The 12,092-nt window shown below is 42.2% G+C and carries 11 protein-coding genes; 5 read left to right on the plus strand and 6 right to left on the minus strand.

Annotated elements, in window-relative coordinates; translation table 11 throughout:
- Positions 1–53: 53 nt before the first annotated feature.
- From folE to HT697_RS09540, 5 genes are all read right to left on the minus strand, one after another.
- Entirely contained in the window at positions 54–608 is a 555-nt protein-coding gene (gene folE / locus HT697_RS09520; RefSeq protein ID WP_000380931.1) for a GTP cyclohydrolase I FolE, read from the minus strand.
- A complete protein-coding gene (locus HT697_RS09525) occupies positions 589–1,911 on the minus strand; it encodes a folylpolyglutamate synthase/dihydrofolate synthase family protein (RefSeq protein ID WP_173263082.1) in 1,323 nt (440 codons plus the stop codon). Before HT697_RS09525 ends, folE begins: the two co-directional genes overlap by 20 nt.
- 1 nt (position 1,912) lies before the next feature.
- Positions 1,913–2,887, minus strand: a complete 975-nt coding sequence (folP, locus tag HT697_RS09530; protein ID WP_173263084.1) for a dihydropteroate synthase — start codon at positions 2,885–2,887, stop codon at positions 1,913–1,915.
- A gap of 93 nt (positions 2,888–2,980) precedes the next feature.
- On the minus strand, positions 2,981–3,688 hold the full coding sequence (locus HT697_RS09535) for a type II CAAX endopeptidase family protein (RefSeq protein WP_173263087.1): 708 nt from the start codon (positions 3,686–3,688) through the stop codon (positions 2,981–2,983).
- A gap of 104 nt (positions 3,689–3,792) precedes the next feature.
- Positions 3,793–5,211, minus strand: a complete 1,419-nt coding sequence (locus tag HT697_RS09540) for an NCS2 family permease (protein WP_173263090.1) — start codon at positions 5,209–5,211, stop codon at positions 3,793–3,795.
- A gap of 189 nt (positions 5,212–5,400) precedes the next feature.
- On the opposite strand from HT697_RS09540, the gene HT697_RS09545 reads away from it, so the two are divergent.
- The 5 genes from HT697_RS09545 to HT697_RS09565 all read left to right on the plus strand — a co-directional run bounded on the left by HT697_RS09545 (position 5,401) and on the right by HT697_RS09565 (position 10,447).
- A complete protein-coding gene (locus HT697_RS09545) occupies positions 5,401–6,213 on the plus strand; it encodes a Cof-type HAD-IIB family hydrolase (protein ID WP_173253119.1) in 813 nt (270 codons plus the stop codon).
- 224 nt (positions 6,214–6,437) lie between these two features.
- On the plus strand, positions 6,438–7,457 hold the full coding sequence (gene adhP / locus HT697_RS09550; protein WP_173253120.1) for an alcohol dehydrogenase AdhP: 1,020 nt from the start codon (positions 6,438–6,440) through the stop codon (positions 7,455–7,457).
- A 234-nt stretch (positions 7,458–7,691) separates the two neighbouring features.
- Positions 7,692–8,681 carry a PTS sugar transporter subunit IIB gene (locus HT697_RS09555; RefSeq protein ID WP_166736650.1) on the plus strand — a complete coding sequence of 330 codons (990 nt, stop codon included), beginning with the start codon at positions 7,692–7,694 and terminating at the stop codon, positions 8,679–8,681.
- A gap of 27 nt (positions 8,682–8,708) precedes the next feature.
- Positions 8,709–9,512 (plus strand): PTS mannose/fructose/sorbose transporter subunit IIC, encoded by an 804-nt coding sequence (locus HT697_RS09560; RefSeq protein WP_050222833.1) that lies wholly within the window; start codon positions 8,709–8,711, stop codon positions 9,510–9,512.
- A 23-nt stretch (positions 9,513–9,535) separates the two neighbouring features.
- On the plus strand, positions 9,536–10,447 hold the full coding sequence (locus HT697_RS09565; protein ID WP_050222832.1) for a PTS system mannose/fructose/sorbose family transporter subunit IID: 912 nt from the start codon (positions 9,536–9,538) through the stop codon (positions 10,445–10,447).
- A 161-nt stretch (positions 10,448–10,608) separates the two neighbouring features.
- Here HT697_RS09565 and pepC read toward each other — a convergent pair whose 3' ends face one another.
- Positions 10,609–11,943, minus strand: a complete 1,335-nt coding sequence (gene pepC, locus HT697_RS09570; protein ID WP_166736649.1) for an aminopeptidase C — start codon at positions 11,941–11,943, stop codon at positions 10,609–10,611.
- Positions 11,944–12,092 lie beyond the last annotated feature (149 nt).

A 12,092-nucleotide genomic window follows, 5' to 3' on the forward strand; every position in this document is an offset into this window, starting at 1 on the left:
TTTGAGGTTGCAGATGGAAGCTGACGTGGTTTGAATTTGATTTTCGAAAAGTATTATAGTCCCATTAAACGATAAGCCTGATCTCGAAGGTCCTTATCTGTTTCAAATAGACCACGAGCTACTGTCGTCAAGGTTGCAGTTCCTGGTTTTCTCACTCCACGCATACTCATACACATATGCTCCGCCTCAATGACAACAAAGGCTCCTTTAGCACCTAGATAGTCCATCAAGGCATCGGCCACTTCGATATTCAAACGTTCTTGAATTTGTGGTTTTTTAGAATAAACTTCAACCGTACGAGCTAGCTTAGACAAGCCTGCCACACGACCATCTGGAATGTAGGCTATGTGCGCTCTCCCATAAAATGGTAGAAAGTGGTGCTCACACATAGTATGGAAAAAGATATCCTTTTCTACTACCATGTTATCGTCAATAATCTCAAAGGATTTTGACAAATGTTCCTCCGCTGTTTGACCAAGACCTGAAAAAATCTCTTGGTACATACGGGCGACACGAGCAGGTGTTTCCTGCAAGCCCTCGCGGTTAGCGTCCTCTCCCACAGCCTCGATAATCATTTTTACAGCTGTTTCAATCTTTTGTGTATCCATTTTCGTTCTTCCTCTCCATCAGATAGGCTCTCACTTGGCTCAAGAAATACAAGGAACCCGTGACAATCCTAACTGTTTTTTTCTCTTCTTTTTTATCTGTCAATTTCTGCTCTAGAAAATCCTGCCAACCTTGGTAGCTGAGATTTCTAGACTTAGCTGCCTCTTTCAGCACGCTTTCATCAGTCGCCCGACTATCGTCAAAATGTGTCAGGGTAAGCTCGGTATCTGGGATTTGCTCCAACAAGTCCAACATATCCTCCAAGGCCTTGGTTTTGATGCAAGTAAAGAGGATTTCCTTACGATAAGCCGCAAAGCGTTCTTGCAAGGTAGCTAATAAAGCCTTGATAGCATGGGGATTGTGGGCCCCATCCAAGATCATCAAGGGGGTCCTTGACACGACCTCCAGACGCCCCGGCCATCTTGTTTCTTCCAGTGCTTGAGCAAGCAAGTGATTGCTTACTAGCTCTCGACCATCTTCTTGACAAAAAGTATCAAGCAAAGCTATGGCCATCCCAGCATTCTCTATCTGGTGCAAACCAAGCAGGCCAGTCTGGAAGCGACCTTGTCTGACAACACTTGTATAGTCAAAGATTTCCCCTGTCACCACACTCTTTTGATGACTAACCTGATAATCTGTCCCGTAGGCAAATCTCGGTGCATCTTTCCCTTCCGCAATGCGGTCAATCACAGCCAAAGCTTCTGGAGCGATACGACCTGTCACCAAGGGAATACCTTGTTTGATAATACCAGCTTTCTGCTCTGCTATGGCTTCCAAGGTGTCACCAAGTAGGGCTACATGGTCCAATCCAATGGTCGTAATGCCTGTTAGAATAGGCTGGCAAACATTGGTACTATCCAAGAGTCCACCCATGCCCACTTCCATGATAGCCACATCTACTTGCTCTGAGGCAAAGTAGTCATAGGCTATGGCTGTTATAATCTCAAACTCGGTTGTCCCCTGCAAATTGGTAGCCGATTCCCCTTCCAGCAAAGACTGATAGTCTGCCATGAGAGTTTCAAGTCTAGCCTCGGGAATAGATTCCCCATTGATGCTAATCTGATCTGTGTAATGAATGAGATAGGGCGAGCTGAAAACACCGACTCTCAGCCCCATCTTTTCTAGCATATTTTTCAAAAAAGCAATGGTCGAACCCTTGCCATTGGTCCCTCCGATATGGATGACCTTGAGTTTGAGATGGGGATTGCCACGCAACGCCAACAGTTCCACCATGCGTTCCAATCCAAAATGCGGTTGGTCCGTCCGGTAATTGGTAATCCACTGATTGTTTTCGATTTCTTTCATCTTATTTATATTGTTTTAAATCTAGATTTTCCGCTTCATCAGCCAGACGAATGGCGGAGGCAATTTCAACTGCCATCCTGTGACTAACTACATCATGCACGCGCACCACTTCCACACCCTGTCTCGCAGCGATACTGGTTACATGAGCCGAAGCCGTATCTCGATTGCGGAAACCAAGTTCTGTCTCAGGATTGACTTCAAAACCATTTTCTTCAAGAATATTGATGACAAACCGCTTGCGCGACACTCCGAGAAAGATTGGATAGCCTTTCTGATGTAGTTTATCCAGATCCCGTAAAAGAAGCAGATTTTCTTTCTTGGTCAGACCAAAGCCAATTCCTGGATCCAGCAGGATGTTTTCTTGAGCAATCCCAGCTTCCTCTGCCCTCGCTAGTGCTCGTTCAAAAAAAGTCTCCATCAACTCTTCGATTGGCAATGTTTCAAAGTCAGCTAACTCTTCCTCTGTAAAAGCTTGTCCAAAACCAAAATGAGGGAAGATGAGCGAGCTAGGATGCTGAGGTCGCGCCATGACTGGATTAAACATAATGACTACTTTCGCTCCAACCTTTGCAACCACATGGGCCATTTTTTCATCACCCATGAGACCAGTGATATCATTGACTAGATTGGCACCAGCAGCCAAAGCAGCCTCTGCTACCTGACTCTTCCAAGTATCAATAGAGATGAGGACATCACTTTCCTTGCGAATCGCTTTGATCACTGGAACAACACGCTGGATTTCCTCTTCTATCTCAACATAGCTGCTTCCCGGCCGAGTCGATTCTCCGCCGATATCTAGCATACTAGCCCCTTCTGCTATCAATTTACGAGCCTGCTGGAGTGCTTGCTCAAGAGCAAAAAATTGACCACCGTCCGAAAAGGAGTCTGGGGTTACATTGATAATTCCGCAAATAGCTGTCTTTGCATGATTGGCTTTACTTGACATATCGGTCACTCCCTCAAGGCTTTTCACCATATTATTTCTCTATTTTACCATAAAAAGAAAAAGATGGACACGATTGCATTCATCTTTTTCCCAGTAGAAACAAGTAAGCAATTGTCAAAAATCTTAAACAGAGATCCCTAATGTCCGACTCAAAATCACCACGAGAGCCAGCAAACAGAAAACAACCCCATTCACAATCATGTGAAGTAAGATAGACATTTCCAAACGTTGGGTCTTGTAAGCCGTCCAAGTTAGCACAGTTGACATTCCTCCATAGATAAGAAGAGAAGGTAGATTTGTCGGTAAATGAAGCAAGGCAAAGATAATAGCACCGACTATATAACCCACATTTTCTTTACCACGAAAGAGTTTTTTAGGAATCACTCCTCGACATAAAATCTCCTCACAAATAGGAGCTATTAGAACCAGTAAGAAAAAACTGGAAATTAAGGAACTATTCTGGACCAAATCATTAATATTTGATTGATTGCTGGTTGTTGTTTCATTCATCAAACGCAGTAAGACCACACCAAGAATATTAAAGGCAAGAATCACTAGATAGCTTAAGGCCAATCTAGCCAAATCCTTAGCCTTGAAAAACGATAAACCAAAACTAGCCAACTGTGTTTTCCTAGCACCTATTATAAATACAGTTAAAACCACAAGAGATAAGGCCCCTACTAATAGTCCAGTTTGAAGCAGTGGAAATTTTCTGCTAGTTAGAAAAGTTGCTAGGGCTAAAGGAAGCTGAGAAAACAAAAGCTCTACTAGAAAGATTATTAACCACTTCCCCCTGTTTAATACTTCACCCCAAATATTCTTTTTTATCATCAATCATACTCCTACCATTCAATCAAAATCACCTACCTAGTTTGAAGCAATTTTCAAGTAACTATAATATAAAAAGGGGAGAACCCCTTTTTATATTATAGCATTTATAGTGCCATACTGATATAGTTAAGGATAAACAAGGCATCCAAAATCCAAATCATGACATGAACATCTTTAGCTTGACCTTTGACAAGCTTAGTCAAGGTGTAAGTCAAGAAACCAACTGCAATCCCTTGAGTGATAGAGTAGCTGAATCCCATAAAGATAGATGTGAAGAAGGCAGGAACCGCTTCAGCCATATCATCCCAATGGATATTTTTCAAGCTAGCCAACATCATAATTCCAACGATAATCAAGATTGGAGCTGTAGCAGCTGTTGGTACGATAGCTAGAAGTGGGCTAAAGAAGCTTGAGATTGCAAAACAGATTGCCACAACCAAAGCTGTCAAACCAGTACGTCCACCTGCACCAATACCAGCAGCAGACTCAACATAAGTCGTTACGTTTGAAGTACCTGCGATGGCACCAATAGAAGTACCAATCAAGTCTGAATAAAGAGCCTTGTCCAACTTAGCTGATTGGTGATTTTCACCATTTGTCGCTACGATACCAACTTTTTCACCCGTACCAATCAAGGTACCAATTGTGTCAAAAATATCTGTCAATGAGAAGGCAAGAATGGCCATCAGAGTTTCAGGCAAGCGAGCTGTATCTGAAACCAAAGCTCCCAAACCTTCTGAACCGAGAGCTGCACCAAAGACTGTCTTCAAATCTTCAAAGGCTGCACCAACATGGTTATTAGCAAAATCGATGCTTGACAAATCTACCAAACCAACTGCAATAGCAAGAACAGTTGTTGTCAAGATAGAGAGGATAATTCCCCCTTTAATCCCTTTGATGACAAAGAAGATAGTAATGGCAAGTCCTGCAAGAGCCACCAAAACAGCTGGATTATTAAAGCTGACCAATCCTGGAACTGCTGAAGAGTTTGCTGCAATCGTTGCTTGAGCCTTGTCAGCCCCTTCTCCTATAACAGTATAGTTTCCTGGATCAATCGTGAATTTCAAAAGTCCAGCATTCTTAATCCCTACATAGGCAAGGAAGACACCGATACCAGCTGAAATAGCTGAGCGAAGAGCATTGGGAATTGATTCAATGATCATTTTACGAACATTTGTCAAGGTAATAATCAATGAAATAATCCCACAGATGAAGACCATAGCTAGGGCTTCTTGCCAAGAATAACCAAGTCCAAATACAACTGTAAAGGTAAAGAAGGCATTGAGTCCCATACCTGGCGCTTGAGCGTATGGCAAGTTAGCATAAAAAGCCATCATCAAGGTACCCGCTACTGCACCAATAATCGTTGCTAGGAAAACACCCTGAGCAGGCATTCCTGTTTGCGAAAGAATTTGTGGGTTTACAAAGAGAATATAGCTCATTGCAAAGAAAGTCGTTAAACCAGCGAGAACCTCTGTACGAACGTCTGTACCGTTCTCTTTTAGTTTAAATAATTTGTCCATTATCAATCTCCTTTTAATTTTTACGAACAATAATAGAATTATATCATTTATCATTCACTTTTTCAATATCTTTGTTTGATTTATTTAAGAATTTGATGAAATTTCTTTTTTGGTTTCGAATCTGCTTTTCTGCCTGCTTTTTGTTATAATAGTAGACATCTTATCTGAAAAGACACTAGAAAGGTCCCTATGACGAAAAAAATTATTGCAGTTGACCTGGATGGAACCCTGCTCAACTCAGACAGTCAAATTTCTGACTTTACCAAAGAAACAATTAAAAAAGTTGCTGAAAAAGGCCATCAGATTATTATTACGACGGGTCGCCCTTACCGCATGTCAAAAGATTTTTACCATGAACTAGGCTTAAACACTCCTATGATTAATTTCAACGGCTCCCTTACTCATTTACCAGACCAAGTTTGGGATTTTGAAAAGTGTTTAACTGTAGACAAAAAATATCTGCTAGACATGGTTCGACGTTCAGAGGACATTCAAGCCGATTTTATCGCTGGAGAATACCGTAAAAAATTCTACATTACAAATCCTAATGAAGAAATTGCCAATCCCAAACTATTTGGTGTAGAAGCTTTCCAGCCTGAAGATCAATTCCAGCCTGAATTAGTGACCAAGAACCCTAACTGTATTCTCTTGCAGACCAGAGCCCATGACAAATATGCCTTGGCAAAAGAAATGAACGCCTTCTACCAGCATCAACTGTCTATCAATACTTGGGGAGGTCCGCTCAATATCCTTGAATGTACCCCAAAAGGTGTCAACAAGGCCTTTGCCTTGGACTACTTGCTCAAGGTAATGAATCGTGACAAAAAAGATTTGATTGCCTTTGGAGATGAACACAATGATACCGAAATGCTCGCTTTTGCTGGGAAGGGCTATGCCATGAAAAATGCCAATCCAGAGCTACTCCCCTATGCCGATGAGCAAATTTCCTTGACAAATGACCAAGACGGGGTTGCCAAAACCCTACAAGATTTATTATTATAGCCCATTCTGACCAGCTTGCAAGCTGGTCTTTGTGCTCTTTTCACAGTCTCATCAACCAGTTAATCGATTGTTCTATTTTTTGCCTCCAAAACCTTGGAAAAGGCTTTCTTTTGTGATATACTTCACATATAAATACAAGAGAGCTCGTCACACTCGACTCTGTTGACACAAAATCAATCCAGTCCCGTTGTCCCTGTTCTCGGTCAATATAAAGGAGGATAGCTATGAAAGCTATTGTTGTAAATCCAGAAAGCACTGGTGTTGCTGTTGAAGAAAAAGTGCTCCGTCCACTTGAAACTGGGGAAGCACTTGTAGAAATTGAATACTGTGGCGTTTGCCACACCGACCTCCACGTTGCCCATGGTGACTTCGGTCAGGTACCAGGACGTGTCCTAGGTCACGAAGGTGTTGGTATCGTTAAAGAAATTGCCCCAGATGTGAAAAGCCTTAAAGTCGGTGACCGCGTCAGCGTTGCTTGGTTCTTTGAAGGATGTGGCACTTGCGAATACTGTACAACTGGCCGTGAAACTCTTTGCCGTACAGTAAAAAATGCTGGCTACTCAGTAGATGGTGGTATGGCTGAACAATGTATCGTAACTGCTGACTATGCTGTCAAAGTTCCTGACGGACTTGATCCAGCTCAAGCCTCTTCTATCACATGTGCTGGCGTAACAACCTATAAAGCGATTAAAGAAGCAAAAGTTGAACCAGGTCAATGGGTAGTTCTTTACGGTGCTGGTGGACTTGGTAACCTCGCTGTTCAATACGCTAAAAAAGTATTCAATGCTCATGTTATCGCAGTTGATATCAACAATGACAAACTTGCCCTTGCAAAAGAAGTAGGTGCTGACATTGTGATTAACGGCCTCGAAGTTGATGATGTACCAGGACTCATCAAGGAAAAAACTGATGGAGGAGCTCATTCAGCTGTCGTAACTGCTGTATCTAAAGTTGCCTTCAACCAGGCTGTTGACTCCGTTCGTGCTGGTGGTCGCGTCGTCGCTGTTGGTCTTCCTTCTGAAATGATGGAACTTAGCATCGTGAAAACAGTTTTAGATGGAATCCAAGTCATCGGTTCTCTTGTAGGAACTCGTAAAGACTTGGAAGAAGCCTTCCAATTCGGTGCAGAAGGTCTGGTAGTCCCAGTTGTTCAAAAACGTCCAGTAGAAGATGCTGTTGCCATTTTCGACGAAATGGAAAAAGGTCAAATCCAAGGACGTATGGTACTCGACTTCACCCACTAATTTCATAGAAACCTATTTTAAAAGTTGGAATGCTCTTCCAACTTTTTTATATTAAATTTTTAAATATGGATTCAAAAAAACTTCTCTAAAACTCAACATATCAACATTTTCAGATGTAATCTTTTTAATTATTTTATGATAAATAGTTGATTTTTAGATGAAAACGGTTTATACTTAAAAAGTCTTAAAGTTTTCTTAAACGAAAACTAAAACAAAAAAGGAGGAATGACAATAATGAGTATCGGAATCATTATTGCGAGCCACGGCGAGTTTGCTGCGGGTATTCATCAGTCAGGATCTATGATCTTTGGTGAACAAGAAAAGGTTCAAGTTGTAACCTTTATGCCAAATGAAGGTCCTGATGATCTATACGCTAAGTTTAATAACGCTGTTGCTGCATTTGACGCAGAAGATGAGGTTCTAGTTTTGGCTGACCTTTGGAGTGGATCTCCATTTAACCAAGCTAGCCGCGTGATGGGAGAAAATCCTGAGCGTAAGTTTGCCATCATCACAGGACTGAACTTACCGATGTTAATTCAAGCCTACACAGAGCGCCTCATGGACGCTGCTGCAGGTGTAGAAAAAGTCGCTGCGAATATTATCAAAGAAGCCAAAGATGGCATCAAAGCTCTTCCAGAAGAGCTAAACCCAGTTGAAGAAGTTGCAAGCGCTGCAGCTGCTCCAGTTGCCCAAGCTGCTATTCCAGAAGGAACTGTCATCGGAGACGGTAAACTCAAAATCAACCTTGCCCGTCTTGACACACGTCTACTTCACGGTCAGGTTGCAACTGCTTGGACTCCAGATTCAAAAGCAGACCGTATCATCGTTGCTTCAGATAACGTAGCTAAAGACGAATTACGTAAAGAATTGATTAAACAGGCAGCTCCAGGTAATGTCAAGGCTAACGTGGTTCCAATTCAAAAACTGATTGAGGTTTCAAAAGACCCACGTTTTGGAGAAACACATGCCCTTATCTTGTTTGAAACACCTCAAGATGCCCTTCGTGCCATCGAAGGCGGCGTGCCAATCAAAACTCTTAATGTTGGATCAATGGCTCACTCAACAGGTAAAACATTGGTCAATACTGTTTTGTCGATGGACAAAGAAGACGTTGCTACATTTGAAAAAATGCGTGACCTCGGTGTTGAATTTGACGTACGTAAAGTACCAAATGATTCTAAAAAAGATTTGTTTGACTTGATTAACAAAGCCAATGTCAAATAAGCCATTATTTATGAAAGGATTTTAAACATGTCTATTATTTCTATGGTTTTAGTAGTCGTTGTAGCCTTCCTTGCAGGTCTTGAAGGTGTCCTCGACCAATTCCAATTTCACCAACCACTTGTAGCCTGTACCCTTATTGGGCTTGTAACAGGTCACTTGGAAGCAGGGATTATCCTCGGTGGATCGCTTCAAATGATTGCCCTTGGTTGGTCAAATATCGGTGCTGCTATCGCTCCTGATGCTGCACTTGCTTCTGTCGCTGCTGCCATTATCATGGTTCTTGGTGGTGACTTTACTAAGACAGGTATCGGTGTTGCCCAAGCGGTTGCTATCCCTCTTGCCGTTGCTGGTCTATTCTTAACTATGATTGTTCGTACAATCTCAGTTGGTTTGGTTCATACTGCAGATGCTGCCGCTAAAAAAGGTGACTTCGGCGCTGTGGAGCGTGCGCATTTTATTGCGCTACTTTTCCAAGGACTTCGTATTGCGCTTCCTGCAGCTCTTCTCCTTATGGTACCAACTGAAACTGTACAAAGTATCCTTAGTGCTATGCCAGACTGGCTCAAAGATGGTATGGCTATCGGTGGTGGTATGGTCGTTGCCGTTGGTTACGCCATGGTTATCAACATGATGGCAACTCGTGAAGTATGGCCATTCTTCGCTCTTGGTTTCGTTCTTGCTGCCGTATCAGACATTACTCTAATCGGATTCGGTGCTATCGGTGTTGCTATCGCGCTTATCTACCTTCACCTTTCTAAAACTGGTGGAAATGGTGGTGGTGGTGCCGCAACTTCTAACGACCCAATCGGCGATATCCTCGAAGACTACTAAGATAAGAAAGGACTGAAAACATCATGACTGAAAAACTTCAATTAACTAAATCAGATCGTAAAAAAGTTTGGTGGCGTTCAACCTTCTTACAAGGGTCTTGGAACTTTGAACGGATGCAAAACTTGGGCTGGGCTTATACACTCATTCCAGCTATCAAAAAACTCTATACTAAAAAAGAAGATCAAATCGCTGCTCTTGAGCGTCACCTTGAGTTCTTCAACACTCATCCATACGTAGCTGCTCCAATCATGGGGGTTACTCTTGCGCTTGAAGAAGAACGTGCTAACGGTGTGGAAATCGATGACGCTGCTATCCAAGGGGTTAAAATCGGTATGATGGGACCTCTTGCTGGTATCGGTGACCCAGTATTCTGGTTTACAGTACGCCCAATCCTTGGATCTCTCGGTGCTTCACTTGCCCTTACTGGCAATATCTTGGGTCCACTCCTCTTCTTTGTTGCATGGAACTTGATTCGTATGTCATTCTTGTGGTATGTTCAAGAGGTTGGATACAAGGCTGGATCAGAAATCACTAAAGATATGTCTGGCGGTATCCTTCAAGACATCACTAAAGGAGCTTCTATCCTTGGGATGTTCATTCTTGCTGTCCTTGTTCAACGCTGGGTAAATATTAAATTTGCTTTCGATGTTTCTAAAGTTCAACTAGATGAAAAGGCTTATATCCATTGGGATAAATTGCCAGAAGGATCTAAAGGTATCCAAGAAGCATTCGCACAAGTAGGACAAGGATTGTCTCAAACACCGGAAAAAGTTACTACTTTCCAACAAAACTTGGATATGTTGATTCCTGGATTATCAGGACTACTCCTTACTTTACTTTGCATGTACTTGCTTAAGAAAAAAGTATCTCCAATCACTATTATCCTTGCACTCTTCGCAGTGGGTATTGTGGCACATGTTCTTCACATCATGTAATCAAGCAACTTAAAAGGAACCAGGTTCTAAAATCTGATTCCTTTTTTCTATGCTTTTATACTCAATGAAAATCAAAGAGCAAACTAGGAAGCGAGCCGCAGGCTGTACTTGAGTACGGCAAGGCGAAGCTGACGTGGTTTGAATTTGATTTTCGAAGAGTATTATTCTGCCAAGGCTCCCATTGGATCCCAAGGTGCGAGTACAATTGGTTCTGCTTCATAGGCTGCTTGTTCTTCTGCTGTCAGCAATTCCTTACGGACAACGATTTGGTAAGTGTATTCGTCCATCCAAGCGTCTGAGGCAACAAAGTAACCATCTGTACCTACCTTATCTCCCCAAGAGTTTTCAACCTTCCACTTGGTTGACTTACCATTTTCATCCAAGTCAACACCTGTCAAGACCATAGCGTGGGTCATTAAGCTTTCGCTGTAGTCCAAACGTCCAGCCTTATCTTGAGTAAGTTTAATGTCCATGCTTGATTCAAAGTCATAAACATCTGTCGCAAGGATTCCAGCTTTGCGGTTGCTGAGCTGGCCGACATCAGAGCCAAACCAAACAGTCTCACCTGCTTGCATTTGGGCAATCGCCAATTCTTTCAAGCGCTCCATCGGCACGTTGATGTAACGAACCGCACGGCTACCAACCACATTCCCCAACATCTCAACTGTGTAAGATTGACCGTAAGGCTTGTCAGCAGTTGGAGCATTGATAACAGAAACGTAGTCTTCTAGCGGAAGATTGACATATTTCTTGTAAAATTCTTGTGGAGTAATGCTCTTTTCGCTTTGGTAGTTATTATCCTTATCACGATAAGCAAAGTCAAATTTACGTGGCGGAAGACCCAATGACATAGCAAGGAAATTAAAGATTTCTTGCAAGAGGTCTTCTTTCTTAGCTTGAACAGTCGCTTGATCTGCACCAGAAACAAGCAAATCACGCAAGATTTGAGCATCTTGACGAAGCAATTTATTAAGGATAGCATTTAGCTCACGACTGCTACTAGATGAAACAGACTCAGGATAAACTGACTTAGGCACTACACCATATTTCTCAAAGAGGGAAACGACCATATCCCATTGACCACCATCTTGTTGAGGTGTTTGAAGTAGGAATTTAACCTTACGGCTCGTCAAGTCTTGGTCTGCAGTCGCAATCACTTGCTCCAAAAACCAGTTGGATTTCTCATACTTGTCCCAGAAGAATGTATGAGCCTGTGACAACTCAAAATTTTCCAATTTATATTGTGAAATGAGTTTGTGGCGGAAGGTATTAAGAGCTGCAAACATCCAGCAACGACCAGACGCTTTCTGGTTAGTTACCTTGTCCTTAGTCAAATCCAATGAGAAAACAGGTGTGTTATCTACATGGCTTTGGCGACGTTCCAGAGCTGCAAAAATTCCGTTGTGGCTAGCAGCATTTTCAATCGCTTGGTATTTTACATTTGCTTCATAATTGGCAAATAGTTTATCAGTAAATGATTTTTGAATCGCGTTCATAGATTCCTCCTTTTATTCTACAGTCTATTATAACTCTTTTCACAAAGGAAGCAACTAAAAAACATAAAAGGCAAGGACATTGTCCCTCACCTTTTTCAAATTTATACTCTTCGAAAATCTCTTCAAACCACGTCAACGTCGCCTTGCCG

Source organism: Streptococcus sp. 1621 (genome assembly GCF_013276615.1).
Lineage (GTDB): Bacteria > Bacillota > Bacilli > Lactobacillales > Streptococcaceae > Streptococcus.